This is a genomic window from Microbacterium ureisolvens (genome assembly GCF_015278315.1).
Lineage (GTDB): Bacteria > Actinomycetota > Actinomycetes > Actinomycetales > Microbacteriaceae > Microbacterium > Microbacterium ureisolvens.
The window spans coordinates 128,602-149,870 of sequence record NZ_JADIJE010000001.1 but is presented as its reverse complement, the minus strand read 5'-3'; the positions used below and the strand labels follow the sequence as shown (position 1 = coordinate 149,870).

Here is a 21,269-nt window from a genome sequence, read left to right as displayed (position 1 = left end):
GATCACATGACGCGAGAGGCAGGCGCCCCGGATCCGCGCCGGGGAATCCTCGGCCGGGCGACCGGCGTCGTGTATTGGTACCTCCTCGTGGAGGCGTGCTTCCTGCTCGCGGCGGCGCCGGCGTTCATCGGGATGCTGCTGCTCGAGCGCGACGCAAGCAACGTGCCGCTCTACGCGCTGTGCCTCATCCCCGTCGGTCCGGCGTTCTCGGCCGCGATGTCGACGATCGCCGCGCGGTCGGACGAACTGACCGTGTGGCCGCAGTTCTGGAAGGCGTACGCCCGCAACGTCGTGGACGTGCTGTGGGTCTGGGTGCCGGCTCTCGCGCTGGCCGCAGTGCTGGGCATCACCGTCGCCTACGGCGACACCGCAGGCGTCGACGGCTTCTTCGTCGTGGCGGCGGTCGTCTTCCTCGTGATCCTCGCGCTCTGGGCCGCGAACGCCCTCGTCATCGCCTCGTTCTTCTCGTTCCGCGCGCGCGACATCGCGCGTCTCGCGCTCTACTACCTCGCCGCCCGCCCGCTGGTCACCCTGGGCGCGTTCTCGTACCTGCTGATCGCGGCGGTGATCGTCACGTTCACGTCGGACTGGGTTCTGGCGCTCCTCGGCGTGTTCTTCGCCGCGTTCGCGGTGGTCAACTCGAGGTCGATGACCACCGACATCCGCGCGCGCTTCGTGGCGCCTGAGGCCTGACGGCTCCACCCGGCCCTCACCGGTCGCACGGGATCGTGCGGCCGGAGAGGGGCCGGGCGGCCGGAGAGGGCGGGCTAGTAGATCGTGCGGCCGCGCTCGTCGGGCACACCCGACTTGCGCCAGAAGTACGTGTTGATCTGGTCGCGCCACTCCGTCGCCGACCGCAGCTGCTCGGCGAACCGCTCGCGCCCGCGCTCCCACACGTCGCCCGGCATCCGTCCGTTCAGGGCCTCCCACGCGCCTGCCATCTCGGCTACGCGCTCGACGCCGGCGAAGTGGGTGTCGTAGATGTGCTGGATCACCGTCTTCCCGCTGTGGAGGCGGTGCGTGTACGGGACGTGGTGGAAGAACAGGATCAGCTCGTCCGGCACGGTATCCAGCGACTCGTACGTCGATCGCCACGGCTCCGGGTACTGCCCCGAGTAGCCCGTGCCGGTCGCCTCCGTGCGGTCCACGCCGATCCCGTCGCGATCGGCGAAGTGGTACGTGCCCCACTGCGAGTACTCGTAGCCGTCGACGTCGGGCCCGTAGTGCCGGTTGAGGGGGCTCACCATGAAGCACACCCCGAGCGGCGCGGTGTAGGACTCGTAGGTCAGCCACGAGTCGTCGAGGATCGAGCGGATGCCGCGACCCACGGCGGCGTCGGAGCCGAAGGTGAGCGCGATCCACTCCTCGAGGATCTCGCCCGGGTCCAGCGCCGAGTCCCATGCCAGGCGACCGTAGGCGTACAGGTTCGCCTGGGCCAGAGGATGGCCTGTCCAGAACGGGTCGTCGCCGACGTTCGCGACCGCGGCCACGCCGCCTCGCACCACCTCCGAGAGCGACGGGCCCTCGTCGCCGCGAGGACGCCACGACAGGATGTCGCTCCACTGCGCGCCCAGATACACCGCATGCTGCTGCTGGCCGGTGTACTCCTGGGTGACCTGCAGCTCCAGCGCGACGCGCGTGCGCGTCATGCCGGGGATCGTGGGCGAGACCGGCTCGCGCGCCTGGAAGTCGAGGGGACCGTACTTCACCTGGAGGATCACGTTGTCGTCGAACCGGCCGTCCAGCGGCGCGAACGTGTCGTGGGCCGCGCGCGCCCGGTCGGTCTTGCGATCGCGCCAGTCCTGCCGGTGGTTGTAGACGAAAGCGCGCCAGTGCACCAGGCCGCCGAACGGCGCGAGGGCGCGGGCGAGCATGTTCGCCCCGTCGGCGTGGTCCCGGCCGTACGCGTAGGGCCCCGGCTGCCCCTCCGAGTCGGCTTTCACGAGGAAGCCGCCGAAGTCCGGGATCCGGTCGTACACCCGTGCCGCCGCACGCCGCCACCATTCCTGCACATCGGCGTCCAGCGGGTCCGAGGTCTCCAGGTCGCCCAGGGTCAGGGGCGATGCGAAGTTCACGGAGAGGTGCGTTCGGATGCCCCACGGACGGAAGATCGCGGCGAGGACCTCGACCCACGCGAGGTCGTCGGTCAGCAGGCGCGCCTCGCGGCGGCCGACATTGACGTTGTTGATCGTGACGCGGTTGACGCCGATCGAAGCCAGCAGGCGTGCGTACCGCCCGACGCGCTCGAGATCGGCGCGCAGCTCGCCGTCGTCGTAGAAGATCGACCCTCCGGCGTAGCCGCGCTCGATCTGGCCCATCTGCGGATGGACCGCGACGTTGTCCCAGTGGTCGAGCATGCGCAGCGCGTGCTGCGGCTCGTGCCGGTTCACTCCATCCGCTGCGCCGCGCGCGAGCGCGCGTACGAGGGCGAACCAGCCGTACAGCGCTCCGTGGGGTCCGCCGTAGGCCACGACGGCCCTCGTGCCGCGCATGGCGAGGACGAATCCCTCATCGCCGAGGTCGTCCAGCGGAAGAGGGTCGTCCCAGAGAGCGGATGCCTCGCCCGCCGGCACGATCACGACGTCGGCGTCGTCGGCGGTCGCAGCTCCGGCCGCCGCCGCCTCACGGCGCACCGTGTCGAGCAGCACGCCTTCGCCCGCGACCCGGACGGTGCGGCCCCGCAGGCCGGCGGTTGCGGCGGCGGGCAGCCACATGGGGTGTTCATCGGTCATCGTCGGAGACTCCTCACCAGTCGTGGACGGTTCCGTCGACCAGCCGTGCCGTCGGCAGGTACGCGGGCTCGTAGGGGAACCGGGCCGCCGCGTCGTCGTCGTACTCGACGCCGAGGCCCGGGGCATCGCCCGGGTGCATCGCTCCGTCGTGCCAGCTGAAGCCGGTGCGGAACACCTCGTCGGTGAGGCGGTCGTGCGCCATGTGCTCCTGGATGCCGAAGTTGTGGATGGCGAGATCCAGTTGGAGCGCCGCCGCCATCCCGACGGGCGAGATGTCGGTGGGGCCGTGGCTGCCGGAGCGAATCTGGTACTGCCCCGCGAACTCGAAGATGCGCTTGAGGTGGGTGATCCCGCCCGAGTGCGTCACCGATGCGCGGACGTAGTCGATGAGCTGCTCCTGGACGAGCGTGCGGAAGTCCCACACCGAGTTGAGCACCTCGCCGATCGCAAGAGGCGTCGTGCTGTGCTGCCGCACGAGGCGCAGCGACTCCTGGTTCTCGACCGGGGTGATGTCCTCGAGCCAGAACAGGTCGTAGGGTTCGAGGTCCTTGGCCAGCCGCGCAGCCTGGACGGGCGTCAGGCGGTGGTGCGCGTCGTGCAGCAGCATCACCTCGGGACCGAACTCGGCACGAGCCCACTCGAACATCGTGGGCAGATAGCGCAGATAGCGGCTGGAGTCCCAGCCCTCCTCGACGTGCAGGCCCGCCCGTTTGGCGGGCTCGTAGGTGTAGCGGCCGCCACTGGCGCGCCCGGACGAGATCCCGTAGCCCCCGCCCATGCCGGGGATCGCCACCTGCAGGCGGATCGCCTTGTACCCCTCTTCGATGCGGGCGTGCACGGAGTCGGCTAGGTCGTCGAGATCGGCGCCGGAGGCGTGCGCGTAGACGAGCGCGCCGGTGCGCGAGGCGCCGCCGAGCAGCTGGTACACCGGCAGCCCCGTGAGCTTGCCCTTGATGTCCCACAGCGCCATGTCGACCGCGGCGATGGCGCTCATCGTCACCGGACCGCGCCGCCAGTACGCCGATCGGTAGAGGAACTGCCACGTGTCTTCGATGCGGTGGGCGTCGCGGCCGATCAGCAGCGGGGCGACGTGGTCGCGAAGATAAGAGGCGACCGCGAGCTCCCGCCCGTTGAGCGTGGCGTCCCCGAGGCCGACGATGCCGTCCTCGGTCGTGAGCCGCAGCGTCACGAAATTGCGGGAGGGGCTCGCGACGAGCACTTCGGCGGAGCGGATGCGCGCGCCGGTCATGCGTCGCCCCGCGGTGACGGATAGCTCTCGCGGGGGAGCCGGTAGGCGAGGTCTATCGCCGACTCCATGGCCTCGTCGAGGTCCAGCCGGTGCTCGGCGACCAGGCGCGCGAGGTATCCGGCGTCGATGCGTCGCGCCAGGTCGTGCCGGGCAGGGATCGAGCAGAACGCACGCGTGTCGTCGACGAAGCCGCTCGTGTTCCGCAGCCCGGCGGTGTCGACCACCGCCTCGCGGAACCGGCGCATGGCGTCGGGGGAGTCGAGGAACCACCACGGCGCCCCGAGTCGCACGGCGGGGTAGACGCCGGCGAGTGGCGCGAGCTCGCGCGAGTACGTGGTCTCGTCGACCGTGAACACGATGAGGTGGAAGTGCGGGTGATGGCCGAACGCCTCCAGGAGCGGCCGCAGCGCGCGCGTGAACTCCGCGCGGACGGGGATGTCATAGCCGAGATCGTGGCCGTGGCGGGCGGCGACGCCGCGGTCGTGGTCGCGGAGGACGCCCGGATGAAGCTGCATCACCAGACCGTCGTCCGCCGACATCTCACCCATGCGGAACAGCATGTTCGCGGTGAAGGCCGCCGCCTCGGGTGCGCCGAGCTCGCCCGCGCGTGCCCGGTCGAACAGCCGTCGTGCGTCGGCGGGGTCCAGCGGGGTGGTGTCGGCGCTGAGATGCCCGTGATCGGTCGCGCGCGCACCCGCCGCGACGAACGCGCGGCGCCGCTCCCGCAGCGCGTCGAGGAAGCCGTCGTAGTCGTGGGCATCGATGCCCGTCGTCTCGCTCAGGGCGGCCAGCTGCCGGCTCCAATCCGGTCGGCCGGGCTCGAGCAGCGGGTCCGGTCGGAAGGTCGGGATGACCCGGTCGCCCCAGCCGTCGGCTGCCAGCTGCGCGTGGGAAGAGAGCGGCGAGGTCGCGGCATCCGTCGTCGCCATGACCTCGAGACCGAACCGCTCGAACAGCGCACGCGGACGGTAGTCGGGGCGCGCCAGGCGTTCGGCGACGTGGTCGTAGAGCGCGTCGGCCGTCTCGGGGGAGGGCGGGCACGGCGCCTCGAACACGTCGGCGAGGACGTGCTCCAGCCAGTACCTGGTGGGCGTGCCGCGGAACGCCGGCCAGCCCGCGCAGAAGCGCCGCCAGATGACGCGAGGATCCTGCTCGACGTCCCCGTGGCCGGCACCGAGGTCCGCCGCCGATCGCACTCCCGCGTCGCGGACCGCTCCCGGCGAGGTCGCCTGCGACACCAGCATGCGCACCAGATAGTGGTCGGGCGTGATCAGCAGCGCCGACGGATCGGTGAAGGGCGTGTCGTCGGCGAGCATGTCGACGTCGACGTGGCCGTGCATCGAGACGATCGGAAGCCGCTGCGTCGCATCGAGGATCCGACGGGCGAGCGGGCGCATGGCCGGATCGGCCGGAAGGGCGCGATCCGGATGCAGCGACCAGCCGTCGGAGACCCCGGATACGGCGTGTGTCATCGATGCACTCCTTTGTGTGTAAACGTTATTACTCTAGTGTTCATCACGATTTCCCGGCGCCGCTCGGCGAGAATGGGTCCGGTTCCTACATGGGGGGCGCGCTATGGTGACCGTCCACGACGTCGCGGCACGCTCCGGCGTGTCCATCGCGACCGTCTCGCGCACGCTGCGCGAACCGCACAGGGTGTCCGAGGACACCCGAGACCGCGTCCTCGCCGCCGTCGACGCCCTGGGCTACCGGCCCAACCGCGCCGCCAGCAGCCTGCGGCGCGGGCGTACCGGCGTCGTCGCGCTCGTCGTCCCCGACATCGAGAACCCCTACTTCGCCTCGATGACAAAGGGCGCCCAGGTCGTGTGCCGCGAGCGCGGGTACGGGCTGGTCGTGGTCGACACCACCGAACGGGCCGACGTCGAGGACGAGGAGGTCCGGGCGCTGCGGTCGCAGATCGACGGCCTGATCCTCGCATCGTCCCGACTGACGGACGACCGGCTGGCCGAGGTCGCCGAGTCGACCACCTGCGTGCTCATCAACCGCGACCTCGGCGATCGGGCGCCCACGACGCCGACCGTGACGATCGATGAGGACGCCGCTGCGAGCCAGGCGGTCGAGCACCTCTTTGGACTGGGCCATCGGCGCGTGACCTACGTCGGCGGCCCCGCCCGCTCGTGGTCGCAGGCGCGGCGTGCGCACGGCATCGCGGCGGCTGCCGCGCGGTGCGAGGGCCTCGAGCTCATCGAGCTCGCCGACTGCGCTCCCACCTCCGACGGCGGCCGCGCGGTCGCCGCCGAAGTCCTGGCGACGGGGTCGACCGGCGTCATCGCCTACAACGACTTCGTAGCGCTCGGCCTGCTGGCGCAGTGGACCGAGGCCGGCGTCCGGGTTCCCGACGACGTGAGCCTCGTCGGCTTCGACGACACCTATGTCACCGGCCTCGTGACGCCGCCGCTCACGAGCGTCGGCGCAGACCTGCGCGAGCTGGGCGACGCGGCCGTCGGGCTGCTCATCGACCGAATCGACGGGGCTGAGTCGTCGCCGCAGTCCCTCCATCGGTCCGTTCACCCGACGCTCGCGGTGCGGTCCTCGACCGCCGCTCCGCGCGGCTGAGAGCCCGGCGAACCGGCATCCGCGTCGACTTCAGCGTCGCGCGCACTGGTCGGTGTCGCGGCGGCTGCTGCGCCCTCCTCGCGCGCCTTCGCCACGGCTTCGTCGATGCGGGCCTGGAGAGCGGCGCGCGACCGACGCCGGAGCGCGATGACCAGGACGACCGCACCCGTGACGATGAGCAGCAGCAGGAGCTGCGACCAGGGAACGGTCCAGACGGTGAACGAGGAGGCTGATACGCCTGGCGCGTCGACCTCATCCTCACCCACGACCAGCGGGTCGACCGTGACCGCCCCGAAGGTGAGGAAGAGGGGCCAGACCTCGAGGCGTACCGACGAGGGGCTCGACTGCCCCGGCAGTACCTCGCGCGTCTGCTCCGAGGAGTCGGCGGGAGAGAGGCCGAAGGGACCCGTCACGCTCGTGCGCGTCTGAGCGCCGAGTCGCACGTTGCCGGAGTTCTCGAGCCGGTGCTCGATGCGCAGCACTCCCGGAGCGAACGGGTTCCACGAGGGCTCGTAGCTCGCCGACACGGCGACGGGCGCGATGGCGGCGACGACGTCGCCGTCCACGCGCAGATGTGCCCGCACGCCCACGCGGTTCGCCGTCTGCACCGGGCCGTCCCCTTCCGGGACGAACTGCGCCACGATGCCGGCGGGATGGTCGCCGGGTGTGGCGCCGGCGGGCACGGTGATGGTCAGCGGGATCGTGATCGAGGTCTCGGGCTGCACCTCGACGGTGAGCGCGCCCGCCTCGGTCGTCCCACCGGCTACGGCGCCGACGCTGATCCAGGCGCCGCCGTCGACCGGCGCCTCTCCGGGCGGCAGCAGATCGAAGTCGCCACTCGCGGTGACGACGCCGTCGCTCGCGTAGACGTCGAACGTGGCCGGGTGCGGGCTGAAGTTGGTGAGCGTCACGAAGTCGTCGATGCTCTGACCCGCCTCGACGACGTGTCGCAGGGAGATGCGCGAATCGGGCCCGTCAGCTGTGGCGGGCGCGAGCGACCAGGTGGTCTCGGGGGCGGCCTCGTCCGCGCGCGCGGCGGGGGCCGAAACCGCGAGCAGCGCCGCGACGGCGATGGCGACGACGGCGCGGGGAAGCGGATGGTGGACGTTCATCGCGGGTTCCTCTGTCGGTGCGGTGCGGTGCGGTGCGGTGTGCGGCCGGCCGGGTGCTCCGGCCGGCCGCACGGTGTCGGGCGTCCGATCAGTCCTCGGGGAAGAGGGTGATCGCGAGGGTGCCCTTGTAGGTGCCGGGTGCGGTGTCCACCGGCACCTCGAGCGCGAGGTCGGCGCCGAGCTCCGTGGAGCCGAACCGTCCCTCCGCGGTCGCCTCACCGAGGAGGTGCGGCGCGGCCAGGCCCTCGCCGCCCCCGAGCAGAGTCGCGACCGCAGCCCCAGCCATGACGCCGGTGCGCGGCGTGACGAGCTTGGGGTTCCAGCCGAGGTGCCCCGCATCCACCACGGCTGCGCCGGCCGTGAAGTCCGACGACTGGCCGGAGACCGACCACCCGCCGCTGCGGGCCTGCTCGGCGTTGCGCGAGTCGGTGACCGTGACGGCAGGAAGCGTGCCCGTGAACCGCAGGCGGTCGCCGGCGTTCCCGGCCTCCGACAGCACCGCACCGTCGCCGTAGTCCGCTACGGTCAGCGACAGCGAGCCGGGCTCGCTGGGCTCGGGCACGGTCGCCTCGATCGGAATGCCCGTGCCCTCGTCGCCCGCCTCGACGACCAGCGTCACGAGGGAGCGCGCGGGGAGGACGAGGTCGGTCTTCCCCTCTGCGGTGGTCGCGATGCCATCGACCGCGACCAGCTGGTGGGTCTGGTCGTTGAGGTAGGCGGTCGGCTGTGCGTCCAGATCGATGTCGGTGGTGACGGGTGCGGCGCCGCTGTTGAGCAGCTGCACCACCCGCGAGCCGTCGGCGTTGTCGAACGCCGCCACCTTGAGTCCCGGAATGGCGTGCACGGCGTCGAACCGCACGGCGTCCGGCCGCACGAAGCGGCTGAAGGCGGCCATGCCGTACAGGCGTGACGACACCTGGTAGGTGTCGTTGTCGACGTCGACCACCATGAGCGAGACCGAACCGCCCTGGCTCACGCCGAGCCACCAGAGGTAACCGGTGACGTTGGCCTTCGTGAGCGCGTCCATCATGTGGTCGGCCATCTGGAGGCCGTCCGTCTGCAGCGGGCTCGCGCTGTCCCAGTTCGCGTTGAACGTTCCGCTGGACGACGAGGCCCATTCCGACATCCACAGCGACCCGTCCGTCTCGTACGGCGAGTCCGAACGGCTCGCGTACGAGTGCGCGGTGAGGGTGTCGACCCACTTGCTGGCTTCCGAGTCGCCCCGGATCGCCGCGTGGTAGTTCTTGCCCTGGTTCCAGCCGAACGACTCGCAGCAGAGCACGTCGTACCCGGCGGCATCCGCGATGGGACCGAACTTCTTGGTGAACTCGACGGCTTGCGTCGGCGTGAACCGCATCGACTCGTAGCTCGACGTGTAGTCCGGCTCGTTCGTGAAGGCCAGGCCGTCGATCTCGACGCCTTCCTGCTTGTAGAAGTCCGCCCAGGCCACAAGGTAGTCGGCGTACGCCGTGGTCCAGTCGCCGCTGGCGCAGCTGGTGCCCGACAGGCCGCACAGCACGCCACCGGAAGCCGCGTTGCCGTTGGTCTTCATGTACCCGGGCGCCGTCCACGCGTTGCCGTAGATGTACTCCACGCCGGCCGCCTCAGCGGCCTGCGCGAACCACACCTGCCCGTTGTCGTAGCCGTCCCACTGGTAGTTCGGCGCCGCCGTCGGGCCGCCCGGGTCGGTCGGCTGGATGGAGAGCATCCAGTCGTACGGGGGCGTCGACTGCCCGCCAATGCCGAGGCGCAGGATGGACGGGTCCACCCCTGAGTCGCCGAGGAGCAGCTCGACGGCCTCCGCCTTCTTCTCGTCGGAGAGGAGGTTGAGTCGGTGTGTCCGCTGGAAGGCGGCCGAGTAGCCGAAGCCGTCGATCGTCTGCTGGACGCTCTCCGGCTGCAGGTCGATCCCGGTGGTGACGACGGCCGAGGCAGCGGGGGCGGCGGCGAAGCCGGCGCCCACCAGGCCTGCGGCCGCGAGTAACGACAGTGTCTTTCTCACAGTTCTCCCTTGAATCTGTTCGGTCGATGTAAACGTTATCGCGCCGATGTAAACGTTAACGTAGGGCGCCGGGCGAGGGTGGTCAAGGGCTGACCACGGTGAAGAACCGATGCCGGAGCATCGCGTCGCGCGCTGGACGAGGCATCCGTTCTGGTATAGGTTGTCGTCAGCAACATTTCTCGCAAAGGAGCGTCATGCCCACGCAGTCCTCAGGACCGACCCCGACCCGCGCCGACAAGTTCTCGTTCGGTCTGTGGACCATCGGCTACAACGGCACCGACCCGTTCGGCGGCCCGACCCGCAACCACCTCGACGTGGTGCACGCGGTCGAGAAGCTCGCCGAGCTCGGGGCGTACGGCCTGACCTTCCACGACGACGACCTGTTCGCCTTCGGTTCGACCGACGCCGAGCGCCAGACCCAGATCGACCGCCTCAAGGGCGCGCTCGACGACACCGGCCTCATCATCCCGATGGTGACCACCAACCTCTTCTCGGCCCCGGTCTTCAAGGACGGCGGCTTCACGTCGAACGACCGCCAGGTGCGGCGCTTCGCGCTGCGCAAGGTGTTCCGCCAGCTCGACCTCGGCGCCGAGCTCGGCGCCAAGACCTTCGTCATGTGGGGCGGCCGCGAGGGCGCCGAGTACGACTCGGCGAAAGACATCCGCGCCGCCCTCGAGCGCTACCGCGAGGCCGTGAACCTCCTCGGCGACTACGTCACCGACAAGGGCTACGACATCCGCTTCGCCATCGAGCCGAAGCCCAACGAGCCCCGCGGCGACATCCTGCTCCCGACGCTCGGCCACGCGATCGCCTTCATCGACTCGCTCGAGCGTCCCGAGCTCGTCGGCCTCAACCCCGAGGTGGGTCACGAGCAGATGGCGGGCCTGAACTTCGCCGCCGGCATCGCGCAGGCGCTGTACCACGGCAAGCTCTTCCACATCGACCTCAACGGCCAGCGCGGCATCAAGTACGACCAGGACCTCGTCTTCGGCCACGGCGACCTGCACAACGCGTTCGCGCTCGTCGACCTGCTCGAGAACGGCGGCCCGGGAGGCGTGCCCGCATACGACGGACCGCGCCACTTCGACTACAAGCCCTCGCGCACCGAGGACGAGACCGGCGTGTGGGACTCGGCTGCTGCGAACATGCGCACCTACCTGCTGCTCAAGGAGCGCGCCGCGGCGTTCCGCGCCGACCCCGAGGTGCAGGAGGCGCTCGCCGCCGCGAAGGTCGACGAGCTCTCGGTGCCGACGCTCAACGAGGGCGAGTCGTACGACGACTTCCTCGCCGACCGCTCCGCCTACGAGGACTTCGACGCGAACGCGTACCTCGGCGGCAAGGGCTTCGGCTTCGTCCGCCTCCAGCAGCTGGCCACCGAGCACCTGCTCGGCGCCCGCGGCTGACCCGACCCGGCCCACCTCCGCGCTCCGACCACGCTCGACCGTGAGACGACAGCCGGTGGACGAGACCCAGGGTGAACCCCGGTGTCTCGTCCCGCCGCTGTCGTCTCACGGTCTGCGGGGCGGGCGCGACCGAGCCCGACAGACAGCACAGGAGAAGCGATGACGCTCGTGATGGGAGTCGACTCGTCGACGCAGTCGTGCAAGGTCGTGATCACGGATGCCGCGACCGGCGCCGTCGTCCGGCAGGGCCGCGCGTCGCACCCTGACGGCACGTCGGTCGACCCCGAGGCGTGGTGGACCGCGCTGCAGGAGGCGATCGCCGACGCGGGCGGACTGGACGACGTGGAGGCGTGGGCGGTCGGCGGGCAGCAGCACGGCATGGTCGCGCTCGACGCCGACGGCCGCGTGATCCGCGACGCGCTGCTGTGGAACGACACGCGCTCGGCGCAGGCCGCCGCCGACCTCACGGCCGAGTTCGGCGCCGACGAGCTCGCGCGGCGGACCGGCCTCGTGCCCGTGGCATCCTTCACCATCACCAAGCTCCGCTGGCTCCGCGACCACGAGCCCGAGAACGCCGCGCGCGTCGCCGCTGTCGCCCTTCCTCACGACTGGCTCACGTGGCGGCTGCGCGGCTTCGGGCCCGAGGGCGAGTCGTCCCGCGGACCCGTGCTCGACGAGCTCGTCACCGACAGGTCCGACGCGTCGGGCACCGGCTACTGGAACCCCGCCACCGGCGGCTACGATCGCGAGCTCCTGGCCGCCGCGCTCGGTCATGACGCCGTGCTCCCGCGCGTGCTCGGACCGCAGGAATGGGTGACGGATGCCGCGGACCGCCGTGTCGGCGGAGGCGCCGGCGACAACGCGGGCGCTGCTCTGGGGCTCGGCGCCAGCCCCGGCGACGTCGTGGTGTCGATCGGCACCAGCGGTACGGTCTTCGCCGTGAGCGAGGAGCGCACCATCGACCCGACCGGCGCGGTCGCCGGCTTCGCCGACTGCACCGGACGGTTCCTGCCGCTGGTGGCGACGCTCAACGCCGCGCGCGTGCTCGACGCGATCGGGCGCGTGCTCGGCGTCGACCACGCCGAGCTGTCGCGTCTCGCCCTGGCAGCGGGGCCCGGTGCTGCGGGGCTCACCCTGGTGCCGTACTTCGAAGGCGAGCGCACTCCCAACCTTCCCGATGCGACGGCGTCACTCAGCGGCATGACCCTCGCCTCGACGACGCGCGAGAACCTCGCTCGTGCGGCGGTGGAGGGCATGCTCTCGGGGCTCGCCGCCGGGCTCGAGGCGCTGCGAGGTCTCGGCGTGCCGCTCGAGCGGGCTCTGCTCGTCGGCGGCGGCGCCCAGTCCCAGGCGGTGCGCGAGATCGCGCCGCTCGTGCTCGGCCTGCCGGTCGAGGTGCCCGAGCCGGGCGAGTACGTCGCGCTCGGCGCCGCACGGCAGGCGGCATCCGTCCTCGCCGTCTGAGACGGTCGGCGTCGACGATTCAGGGGAACCGTCCGATCCGGGGCCGGGCAGCGGGTGGCGGCCGGCGCGTCTCCTGAGCCTTCGACGCCCACCGGGCGAATGATGCAGATCGGCCCCGGACGGGGATGCATCGAACGGCCGATGTATCGCGGTGAGCGGCATCCGTATCTTCCCTGTATGGATGCTGCGACGCTCGCCGGGACGGTCTCGACCGTGCTGTTCGCCGCGGCCAATCTGCCGATGGTGGTCAAGGCCGTGCGTTCCGGCGACCTGCGTTCGTACAGCCTCAGCGCGCTGGTGATGGGCAACGTCGGCAACGCCGTCTACACGGTGTACGTGCTGAGTCTTCCGTTCGGGCCGATCTGGGTGCTCCACGGCTTCTACCTCACGACCATGGCGATCATGCTCGCGCTGTACGCGCTGTCGGCCCGCTCGAAGAATTCCCGCCCCGGTCGCGGGCAGCGAGGTCACGGGGGATCGCCCGGACAGCGTGCGTCGATGGCGGTACCATTCCCGCATGGCGGACACCACCGCCGCCCTCGAGCGAGCGCGGACGGCATATAGGTCCGGTGACTGGAAGGCCGCCCGGGAGGGATTCGCGACGGCCCGGGGCGGTGCGCCGGCCACGGGTGAGGATCTGCGCGCGCTCGCGTCGTGCGAGTGGTGGCTCGGCCGTCAGGAGGCCGGCCTCCTCCACCTCGAAGCTGCGTTCCGCGTGCTGACCGACGAGGGCGCCGACATGGCGGCCGCCGAGGCCGCGCTGGTCGTCGCGCTGGTGCGCCTGACCCGCGGCGAACTCACCGTGGGGAAGGCGTGGGTGCGCAGGGCGCGGAGGATCCTCGCCGACCTGCCCGACGGGCGCGGCCACGCGTACGAGGTGTATCTCACGGAGAGCATGGACCTCGACGACACCGGCGAGATGTGGCGCCCAGAGAGCGTCGCGCGCATGCGCCAGCTCGCCGAAGAGCTGCGCGTGCCCGCCGTGTCGGCGTTGAGCTCCGTCGTGGCAGGCATGCACGCCATCCGCGCCGGGCGGACCGCCGAGGGGTTCGCCCACCTCGACGAGGCGATGCTGTGCGTCGTATCGGACGAGCTCGAAGCCGAGTGGGCGGGCGACGTGCTGTGCACCACGATCCACGTGTGCCACGAGCTGGCCGACTTCCGTCGCATGGCCGACTGGACTCGGGCGGCCGAGGCCTGGTGCGCAGCGCGCGGCGCGGACGTCGTGTACGCCGGCGTCTGCCGTGTGCACCGGCTGGAGCTGCAGTCGGCGGGCGGGGAATGGGATGCCGCGGAAGCGGCCCTGCAGCGCGTGTGCGACGACCTCGCATCCGACCACCCGTGGGTCGCGGGGGAGGGCTGGCATCAGGTGGGTGAGATCCGCCGACTGCGTGGCGACGCCACCGGCGCGAGGGGCGCCTATGCCCGGGCGCGCGCGCTCGGCGTCGACCCGGCTCCCGGCGAGGCGCTGCTCGTGCTCGCGGAGGGAGACGCGGAACGCGCCGCAGCGATGATCACCGCGTCGCTGTCGCAGCGCGACCGGATGGGCCGGGTGCGGCTGCTGCGCCCCGCGATCGAGATCGCGCTCGCGAACGGACGGCGCGAGGACGCCGAGCGCCTGCTCGACGAGCTCCGAACGGATGCCGATGCCTTCGCCAGCGACGGATTCCAGGCGTGGGCGGCCCACGCGCAGGGCATGGTGCTGGTCCGCTCCGGCGACATGGATGCCGCGATCGCTCGGCTGCAGGTCGCGCTCGAGCTCTTCCGGGCAGTGCGCCAGCCGTGGGAGCAGGCGAACGTGCTGTGCTGGCTCGCGTCGGCCCATGAGGGACGGGGCGAGGTCGTCCTCGCCGCGTCGCTGCGGGATCAGGCTGCGGCCACCTTCGAGCGCCTCGGCGCGCCCCCTGTCGTCGTGACCACAGGGTCGGCCGCGGTGGCGGACGGCGGTCCGCTGACCGCGCGGGAGCGCGAGATCGTCGCGCTGGTGGCGCGCGGCAGGTCGAACCGCCAGATCGCCACTGAGCTGTACATCAGCGAGAAGACGGTGAGCCGGCACCTCGCCAACGTCTACCTGAAGCTCGACGTCGGCTCGCGCACGGCGGCGGCCGCCTGGTGGCATGAGCACGGCGCACGGCGCGGGGGCTGACTCCGGACGCGCTGCCGGCCCCGGCGCGGACTCTGCATCGAATGATGCAGAGCCGCGGCCGAACTTGCGCGGTTCTCCCGACGCGAGGGGACCTGCTCGCTCCGTAGCTTCGTGATCATCACTCCTGCACGCCCGCACGAAGGAGACCACGATGTCCACCACATTGCTCACCGGCACCGACACCGACACCGACCCCGACACCGCCGCCGCCACCGGCGCCGCCACCGGCGCGGGCCCCGAGGTGGAGGCGACCGCCGCGTTCGCCGACCGGCTCACGCACGCCACGCTCGGCTGGTTCGACCTGATGGCCGTCCACCTCGGCTCGCAGCTCGGCTGGTACGCCGAACTGGCGAAGGCTGACGGCCTCACCGCCGACGAGCTCGCCCGCCGCACCGACGCGGACGCGCGCTACGCCCGGGAGTGGCTCGAGCAGCAGGCCGCGAGCGGCATCCTCGACGTCGACGACGCGGAAGCGGCCGCGGGGGCGCGGCGCTTCCGCCTCGCCGCGGGGGTCGCCGAGGTGCTGCTCGACCGCGGCAGTCTTTCCTATCTCGAGCCGCTCGCCCGCATGGCGGCCGCCGCCTCCGGCCAGCTCGACGCCCTGCTCGATGCCTACCGATCCGGCGGCGGCGTGAGCTGGGAGCAGCTCGGCGTACACGCCCGCGAGGCCCAGGCCGACATGAACCGCCCGTGGTTCGATCAGCTGCCGTCGGTCTTCGCCGAGATCGATCGCGTCGAGCAGATCCTGCGGCGCCCCGGTGCCCGCATCGCGGACCTCGGCGCCGGCGGGGGATGGTCGTCGATCGCCCTCGCGCAGGCGCACCCTCAGCTGCGGGTCGTCGGCTTCGATGTCGACGAGGCGTCCGTAGAGATGGCGCGGCGCAACGCCCAGGAGGCAGGCGTCGCCGATCGCGTCCAGTTCCTGCTGTGCGACGCCGCCCTCGTCGCCGAGCACGGGCCGTTCGATGCCGTCTTCGCCTTCGAGTGCCTCCACGACATGCCCCATCCCGTCGCGGTGCTCGCAGCCGCCCGCGCCGCCGTGGCCCCGGACGGCGTCGTCGTGATCATGGACGAGGCGACCGAGGAGCGCTTCGCTCCCGATGCCTCGGAGCTGGAGCGCCTGCTCTACGGGTTCAGCCTGTTCGTCTGCCTCCCCGACGGGCGGTCGCACCGGCCGAGCGCCGCCACCGGCACGGTGATGCGCCCGTCGACGCTGCGCGGCTACGCGAGGGAGGCCGGCTGGAGCGACATCCGCGTCCTCGTCCCCGAGTTCGGCCTCTGGCGCTTCTACGAGATCGTGTGAGCGCGGCCCGCATCCCTTCCCCTGCCCTCCGCCCACGCCGAACCCACACACCCTTGGCGAGCCCACATCTTGCCGCACCCGCGGAGATGTGGGTTCGCGGCGGGGGTGTGGGTTCGGCGGGGTGTGCGGGGATCTATGCCTCTGCGCCTCCCGACGGCAAGAATGGACGGATGCCGCAGGCCGACGCAGACGAGGACCTCGACGCGATCGCGTCCGAGCTGTATGCCCTGCCGCCGGCGGAGTTCACGGCGGCGCGCAACGCACGGGCCGGACTCGCCGCACCCGCGGTGGGCAAGCGGGTCAAGACCCTGCGCAAGCCCGCGGTGTCGGCCTGGGCGGTCAACCTGCTCGCGCGGGACGGACAGCTCGCCGACGCCGTCGAGCTGTCGGCGGCTCTGCGCGAGGCGCAGGACGACCTCGACGCGGCCGAGCTGTCGCGCTTGAGCCGCCAGCGCCGCCAGCTCGTGGCGGCTCTCGCCAAGCAGGCGGTCGGGCTCGCGGAGCAAGCGGGCGGCAGCCTCAGCGCCGCCGCGCGCGACGACGTCGAGAAGACCATCAATGCCGCGGTGATGGATGCCGCTGCCGCCGCGGCCGTCCTCACCGGCCGCCTGGTCACGCCGCTGGAGGCCGGCGACATCGATCCGGCCGCGCTGGCCGATGCGGTGGGCGGATCGCTGCCGGGCATCGTCGCGCCGCCGCCGCGGGACGACTTGGCCGATCGCCGCGCCCGCAAGGCCGCCGAGAAGGCCGCGCGCGAGGCGGAGCGACTCGCGAACGAGGCCGAGCGCGAGCTCGCGCGCGTGGACGCGCGCCGGGCGAAGGCCCAGGAGCGGGTCGACCACGTGCGGGAGCGGATCGACGACCTCCGCCGCGACCTCGCCGCCCTGGAGTCGGACGAGGAGACCGCCGTCGGCAAGCTCGAGGCGGTCGAGCGCGAGCGCGCCGACGCCGCCGCGAAGGCTCGGGATGCGGCGAAGGAGTCGGAGCGCGCGCAGCGCGCGCTCGATGACCTCTGACCCCGGCCGCTGCGTCGAGAGGCCGCGGTCTCGTCGAGCGACCTCGTCGCCGGCGCCGACGGCGTGGTCGCTCGGCGAGCAACCGCGTTGTCGACGGGGCGGGAAACGCCGCGCGCCGGGCTGCGGCATCCGCTTCTCTCAGGAGTCTCGTAGGCCGGGCCCATAGCGTGAAGTGCATGGCGACTCCTGCACCGCTGGTGCCATCGACGGCGACCGACGAAGGGGAGATCACCGTCTCGCCGACCGAGCTGCGGGAGCTTCGCGACGAGCTGCAGCGGTTCATGATGGAGTACCGCTTCGGCCTGCAGGAGGTCGAGACCAAGATCGGCATCCTGCGCGACGAGTTCCTGCTGACCCACGACTACAACCCGATCGAGCACGTGTCGAGCCGTGTGAAGTCGCCTGACAGCCTGGTCGAGAAGGTGCAGCGCAAGGGCATCGAGGGCGACTTCGCCTCGATCCGCCAGAGCATCACCGACATCGCCGGCATCCGCATCACGTGCAGTTTCACCGCCGACGTCTACCGCCTGTTCGACCTGCTGACCGCGCAGGACGACGTGCGCCTGCTTCAGGTCAAGGACTACATCGCCGCGCCCAAGCCCAACGGGTACAAGAGCCTGCACGCGATCCTTGAAGTGCCCGTGTTCCTCTCCACCGGCCGCATCGAGGTGCCCGTGGAGGTGCAGTTCCGCACGATCGCGATGGACTTCTGGGCCAGCCTCGAGCACAAGATCTACTACAAGTACGCCACCCAGGTGCCCGACGAGCTGCTCGAGAGCCTCAAGGACGCCGCCGACACCGCCGCCGAGCTCGACGCGCGCATGGAGCGCCTGCACAGTGAGATCCGTGCCGGCGGGGGCAAGGCCGGCGGGGCAGCGCGGAACGTGGTCCGCAGCGCCGAGCGCCGGACAGCACCCGCACCCGTCCGCGAGATCACGGCGGCGCCGGAGACGGATGTCGCAGCGCACCGACGCGACGATCCCGAGGTGCGCGCGGTCTAGCCTCGGCGACCGCCCCCGCGGACCGTCGGCGCGGCGTCTCTCGCTCGTTCCTCACTCGCTCGCCGACCGTGCGATCCCGGACGACCCTCAGCTCGAGAGCACCGCGCCTGCGCTCGCGAGGTACTCCTCGATGGAGCGGGGACCGAAGACGGCGGTGTTCGCGATGTAGCCCTGGGCCAGGGCCGCGATCGACCGGGCTGTGTCGGTCGCCAGCGCCGCGGCATCCGTCCCATCGGCCGCCCGCGTGCGAGCCCACGGTGTGATCGCATGTGACAGCGCCTCACGCAGCCGGCCCGCGGTGCGGAGCATCTCATCGTGAAGCCCGGGCTCGACCATGGCCTCGCCCCAGAACTGGAGGACGAGCGACGGCGAGAGCCCGGCGTCGCCGAAGGCGGACAGCATGCCGAACAGCGCCTGGCGTGGAGTCAGGACCTCCCCTCGCCGACCGACGGCCTCGAGGGCGTCGATGCGGGGGAAGAGGAACCGCCCCACGATGTAGCGGGCGAGCTCGGCCTTGTTCGAGAAGTGCGAGTAGATCGCGCCGGTGGACAGGCCCGACTCCTCGACGATGTCGGCGATGGAGGTGTCGCGTACGCCGTTTCGCTGGAGGCAGCGCAGGGCGGCGCGGGCGATCTCGTCGCGCCTCGCCTCGCGATACTCCTTCGACACCTTGGGCATGGAAACAGAATACCCATTCTGTTACCCTCGCAAACAGAATCGGCATTCTCTTTAAGGAGGTTGCGATGTCCCTTCATCGCGCTACGCCGGACGCCTCGGTGCGTCCGACCCGCTGGACCGTCGCTGCGGGTTTCGGCCTCATCGGGTCGCTGATCGTCGCCGTCATCGTGATGGCGTTCGTGTGGCCCGCCGCCACCTCACAGCCCCAGAACCTGCCCGTCGGCATCTCAGGACCCGAAGACGCCGTGACCCTCGTCGAAGACAAGCTCGCCGAGCAGGACCCCGCACCGTTCGACCTGCGCGAGATCGACTCCGCCGGCGATGCCGTGTCGCAGATCGAGTCGCGCGAGCTGTACGGCGCGATCCTCCTCGGCGATGAGCCGGAGGTGCTCATCGCCTCGGCCGCGAGCCCCGCTGCCGCCCAGGCGCTGCGCGGCGTCGCGACGCAGCTCCAGACGCAGATCGACACCGCCGCCAAGACGGCGCTCACCGAGCAGCTGACGGCCATCTTCGGCGCGCTGCAGGCCGGCCAGCGTCCGCAGCTCCCGGAAGGAGCGGCCGGCGCGCCTGGCGAGATCCCGACCGTGACCGTCACCGATGTCGTGCCGCTGACCGACGGCGACAGCACGGGCGCGGGGCTCGCGGCATCCGTCTTCCCGATGGTTCTCGGCGGGATGCTCGGGGGCATCCTGCTGACCCTGCTCGTGCAGGGCGTCGTGCGTCGCCTCGTCGGCCTGCTCGTGTTCGGCGTCGCGGCGGGCGCGCTCATCGCCCTGGTGATGCAGACCTGGTTCGGCATCCTCTCGGGCGACTGGCTCCTCAACGCGGCGGTGCTGGGCCTCGGCGTCATGGCGACGTCCGCACTCATCGTCGGACTCGCGGCGCTGATGGGCCCTCCCGGCATCGCGCTCGGCGCCGTCATCACCATGTTCATCGCCAACCCGATCGCCGGCGCGGCCCTGCCGCCGCAGTTCCTTCCCGAGCCGTGGGGCGCGATCGGCCAGTTCTTCGTGCCGGGTGCGTCGGCGAATCTGCTGCGGTCGGTGATGTACTTCCCGGATGCCTCCACCTGGGTGCAGTGGACCATCCTCGGCGCGTGGCTCGTCGGCGGCGTGATCCTGGCGCTGATCGGCCACCACCGCACGCGCGCGGAGCTCACGCCTCCAGCGCGTCAGCTGGAGCCCGACCCCGCCGCCGCATCCGAGCGCGAGCCCGCGCTGGCCTGACCAGGCCCCTTCACCCGTGGGAGGGTGGGTCTGCGCAGGCGTTGCCGGCGGAGACCCGCCCTGTCGCGGTTCCGTGCGCCGCGCGCCGCGCGCCGCGCGCCGCGCGCCGGACCTGTCCGACACGGTACGGTCGCACCGATGGGGTCTTCGACGCGCCGCGCGCGCCGCCACCGCTTCGTCATCGCCTTCGTGGCGGCGACGCTCGCCGTCGTGGGCGGCGTGGTCGCGGCCGAAGAGGCCAGGATCGTCGGCGACGCGCTCGAGCGCCCGGGCATCGACGCGTTCTACGCGCAGCCCGACGACGCGGCGGACGGCGACCACGGCTCACTCGTGAAGGCCGATTCCCTCCTCGGTGCGCCCCTGGCCGCCCGAGCATGGCGGATCATGTACCGCACCACCGACGTGCACGGCGATCCCGCCGTGGCGACGGGTGTGCTCGTGGTGCCGCTGACGCCGGCGCCCTCGCGTGGCCGCACGGTCGTGTCGTGGGGGCATCCCACGACGGGCGCCGCCCGGCACTGCGCCCCCTCCCACGGGTTCGACCCCTTCGTCGGCATCGAGGGCCTCCGGTTCCTGCTCGACCGCGGCTACGCCGTCGTGGCGACGGACTACGTCGGGATGGGGACCGACGGCGTGGATTCGTACCTCGTCGGCGCGACCGGGGGCAACGCCGTGCTCGACGCCGTGCGCGCCGCCCGCGCGGTCCCCGATGCCCGCGCGAGCGAGCGCGTCGTGCTGTGGGGGCACTCCCAGGGCGGGCAGGCGGTGCTCTTCGCCGCCCAGCAGGCCGCCGACTACACCCCCGAGCTCGAACTCCAGGCCGTCGCCGCGGCGGCACCCGCGGCCGACCTCCCGGGCCTCATGAGCGCGCATCTCGACGACATCTCGGGTGTCACAATCGGCGCCTACGCCTTCACGTCGTACGGGGAGGTGTACCCCGAGGCATCCCTCGAGGGCATCCTCACCCCCGCCGCACGCGAGATCGAGCCGCGCATGAACGAGCTGTGCCTGCTGTCGAACCTCTCGACGCTCCACGAGATTGGCCAGCCGCTCGTCGGCGATTTCACGACGAGCGATCCGACGACCACCGAGCCCTGGGCGACGCTGTTCGCCCAGAACTCCGCGGGCGCCACCGCCTTCGACGCGCCCCTCTTCCTCGCCCAGGGGCTCGACGACGAACTCGTCGTGCCGCACGACACCGCCGAGTTCGCACAGCACGAGGCGACGCTCGGCATCGACGTCACGTACCACGAGATCCCGTTCGCCGACCACGGCACCGTGGCCTACCTGGCACTGCCGGCGATGCTGCGCTGGCTCGACGGAGTCTCGGCGGGCTGACGTCGCCTGGCTAGTCTGTTCG

The 21,269-nt window shown here is 71.6% G+C and carries 17 protein-coding genes; 11 read left to right on the top strand and 6 right to left on the bottom strand.

Annotated elements, in window-relative coordinates; translation table 11 throughout:
• Positions 1 to 6: 6 nt before the first annotated feature.
• Positions 7 to 693 carry a DUF624 domain-containing protein gene (locus IM767_RS00590; RefSeq protein ID WP_109211587.1) on the top strand — a complete coding sequence of 229 codons (687 nt, stop codon included), beginning with the start codon at positions 7 to 9 and terminating at the stop codon, positions 691 to 693.
• A 74-nt stretch (positions 694 to 767) separates the two neighbouring features.
• Here the strand turns inward: IM767_RS00590 and IM767_RS00585 are convergent, their stop codons facing one another.
• From IM767_RS00585 to uxaC, 3 genes are read right to left on the bottom strand one after another with little or no spacing between them, the layout of a single operon-like run.
• Complete coding sequence (locus IM767_RS00585) at positions 768 to 2,732, bottom strand: alpha-glucuronidase (RefSeq protein WP_109211588.1); 1,965 nt, start codon at positions 2,730 to 2,732, stop codon at positions 768 to 770.
• A 13-nt stretch (positions 2,733 to 2,745) separates the two neighbouring features.
• Positions 2,746 to 3,981 carry a D-mannonate dehydratase ManD gene (manD, locus tag IM767_RS00580; RefSeq protein ID WP_109211589.1) on the bottom strand — a complete coding sequence of 412 codons (1,236 nt, stop codon included), beginning with the start codon at positions 3,979 to 3,981 and terminating at the stop codon, positions 2,746 to 2,748.
• Positions 3,978 to 5,453: a glucuronate isomerase gene (gene uxaC / locus IM767_RS00575; protein WP_109211590.1), complete on the bottom strand. Its 1,476-nt coding sequence runs from the start codon at positions 5,451 to 5,453 to the stop codon at positions 3,978 to 3,980. The genes manD and uxaC overlap by 4 nt, the downstream gene beginning before the upstream one ends.
• Positions 5,454 to 5,556: 103 nt before the next feature.
• Between uxaC and IM767_RS00570 the strand changes: the two genes are divergently transcribed.
• Entirely contained in the window at positions 5,557 to 6,558 is a 1,002-nt protein-coding gene (locus IM767_RS00570) for a LacI family DNA-binding transcriptional regulator (protein WP_109211591.1), read from the top strand.
• Here the strand turns inward: IM767_RS00570 and IM767_RS00565 are convergent.
• Complete coding sequence (locus tag IM767_RS00565) at positions 6,510 to 7,670, bottom strand: COG1470 family protein (RefSeq protein WP_109211592.1); 1,161 nt, start codon at positions 7,668 to 7,670, stop codon at positions 6,510 to 6,512. The genes IM767_RS00570 and IM767_RS00565 overlap by 49 nt on opposite strands.
• An 88-nt stretch (positions 7,671 to 7,758) precedes the next feature.
• Entirely contained in the window at positions 7,759 to 9,672 is a 1,914-nt protein-coding gene (locus tag IM767_RS00560; protein ID WP_162564369.1) for a glycoside hydrolase, read from the bottom strand.
• Between the two features lie 194 nt (positions 9,673 to 9,866).
• Between IM767_RS00560 and xylA the strand changes: the two genes are divergently transcribed.
• The 7 genes from xylA (at position 9,867) to IM767_RS00525 (ending at position 18,005) form a co-directional block, all read left to right on the top strand.
• Entirely contained in the window at positions 9,867 to 11,075 is a 1,209-nt protein-coding gene (gene xylA, locus IM767_RS00555) for a xylose isomerase (RefSeq protein WP_109211594.1), read from the top strand.
• Between the two features lie 159 nt (positions 11,076 to 11,234).
• Entirely contained in the window at positions 11,235 to 12,539 is a 1,305-nt protein-coding gene (gene xylB / locus IM767_RS00550; protein WP_109211595.1) for a xylulokinase, read from the top strand.
• A 177-nt stretch (positions 12,540 to 12,716) separates the two neighbouring features.
• Positions 12,717 to 13,103 carry a hypothetical protein gene (locus IM767_RS00545; RefSeq protein WP_194398777.1) on the top strand — a complete coding sequence of 129 codons (387 nt, stop codon included), beginning with the start codon at positions 12,717 to 12,719 and terminating at the stop codon, positions 13,101 to 13,103.
• Positions 13,057 to 14,685, top strand: a complete 1,629-nt coding sequence (locus IM767_RS00540; RefSeq protein WP_109211596.1) for a response regulator transcription factor — start codon at positions 13,057 to 13,059, stop codon at positions 14,683 to 14,685. Before IM767_RS00545 ends, IM767_RS00540 begins: the two co-directional genes overlap by 47 nt.
• Positions 14,686 to 14,836: 151 nt before the next feature.
• Positions 14,837 to 15,988 carry an SAM-dependent methyltransferase gene (locus tag IM767_RS00535; RefSeq protein ID WP_109211597.1) on the top strand — a complete coding sequence of 384 codons (1,152 nt, stop codon included), beginning with the start codon at positions 14,837 to 14,839 and terminating at the stop codon, positions 15,986 to 15,988.
• A gap of 170 nt (positions 15,989 to 16,158) precedes the next feature.
• Entirely contained in the window at positions 16,159 to 17,004 is an 846-nt protein-coding gene (locus tag IM767_RS00530) for a transposase (protein ID WP_109211598.1), read from the top strand.
• A 176-nt stretch (positions 17,005 to 17,180) separates the two neighbouring features.
• Positions 17,181 to 18,005: a GTP pyrophosphokinase gene (locus tag IM767_RS00525; RefSeq protein ID WP_109211599.1), complete on the top strand. Its 825-nt coding sequence runs from the start codon at positions 17,181 to 17,183 to the stop codon at positions 18,003 to 18,005.
• An 87-nt stretch (positions 18,006 to 18,092) separates the two neighbouring features.
• Here IM767_RS00525 and IM767_RS00520 read toward each other — a convergent pair whose 3' ends face one another.
• On the bottom strand, positions 18,093 to 18,683 hold the full coding sequence (locus IM767_RS00520; protein ID WP_109211600.1) for a TetR/AcrR family transcriptional regulator: 591 nt from the start codon (positions 18,681 to 18,683) through the stop codon (positions 18,093 to 18,095).
• Positions 18,684 to 18,748: 65 nt separating this feature from the next.
• On the opposite strand from IM767_RS00520, the gene IM767_RS00515 reads away from it, so the two are divergent.
• On the top strand, positions 18,749 to 19,909 hold the full coding sequence (locus IM767_RS00515; protein ID WP_109211601.1) for an ABC transporter permease: 1,161 nt from the start codon (positions 18,749 to 18,751) through the stop codon (positions 19,907 to 19,909).
• 138 nt (positions 19,910 to 20,047) lie between these two features.
• Positions 20,048 to 21,247, top strand: a complete 1,200-nt coding sequence (locus IM767_RS00510) for a lipase family protein (RefSeq protein WP_109211602.1) — start codon at positions 20,048 to 20,050, stop codon at positions 21,245 to 21,247.
• The last annotated feature ends 22 nt before the right edge of the window (positions 21,248 to 21,269 follow it).

Bases quoted from the DNA above. Each gene is read 5' to 3' on its own strand.
- IM767_RS00520 (WP_109211600.1), bottom strand. From the start codon at position 18,683: ATGCCCAAGGTGTCGAAGGAGTATCGCGAGGCGAGGCGCGACGAGATC.
- IM767_RS00530 (WP_109211598.1), top strand. From the start codon at position 16,159: ATGCCGCAGGCCGACGCAGACGAGGACCTCGACGCGATCGCGTCCGAG.
- uxaC (WP_109211590.1), bottom strand. From the start codon at position 5,453: ATGACACACGCCGTATCCGGGGTCTCCGACGGCTGGTCGCTGCATCCG.
- IM767_RS00535 (WP_109211597.1), top strand. From the start codon at position 14,837: ATGTCCACCACATTGCTCACCGGCACCGACACCGACACCGACCCCGAC.
- IM767_RS00510 (WP_109211602.1), top strand. From the start codon at position 20,048: ATGGGGTCTTCGACGCGCCGCGCGCGCCGCCACCGCTTCGTCATCGCC.
- xylA (WP_109211594.1), top strand. From the start codon at position 9,867: ATGCCCACGCAGTCCTCAGGACCGACCCCGACCCGCGCCGACAAGTTC.
- xylB (WP_109211595.1), top strand. From the start codon at position 11,235: ATGACGCTCGTGATGGGAGTCGACTCGTCGACGCAGTCGTGCAAGGTC.
- IM767_RS00525 (WP_109211599.1), top strand. From the start codon at position 17,181: ATGGCGACTCCTGCACCGCTGGTGCCATCGACGGCGACCGACGAAGGG.
- IM767_RS00590 (WP_109211587.1), top strand. From the start codon at position 7: ATGACGCGAGAGGCAGGCGCCCCGGATCCGCGCCGGGGAATCCTCGGC.
- IM767_RS00540 (WP_109211596.1), top strand. From the start codon at position 13,057: ATGGCGGACACCACCGCCGCCCTCGAGCGAGCGCGGACGGCATATAGG.
- IM767_RS00545 (WP_194398777.1), top strand. From the start codon at position 12,717: ATGGATGCTGCGACGCTCGCCGGGACGGTCTCGACCGTGCTGTTCGCC.
- IM767_RS00570 (WP_109211591.1), top strand. From the start codon at position 5,557: ATGGTGACCGTCCACGACGTCGCGGCACGCTCCGGCGTGTCCATCGCG.
- manD (WP_109211589.1), bottom strand. From the start codon at position 3,981: ATGACCGGCGCGCGCATCCGCTCCGCCGAAGTGCTCGTCGCGAGCCCC.
- IM767_RS00585 (WP_109211588.1), bottom strand. From the start codon at position 2,732: ATGACCGATGAACACCCCATGTGGCTGCCCGCCGCCGCAACCGCCGGC.
- IM767_RS00565 (WP_109211592.1), bottom strand. From the start codon at position 7,670: ATGAACGTCCACCATCCGCTTCCCCGCGCCGTCGTCGCCATCGCCGTC.
- IM767_RS00515 (WP_109211601.1), top strand. From the start codon at position 18,749: ATGTCCCTTCATCGCGCTACGCCGGACGCCTCGGTGCGTCCGACCCGC.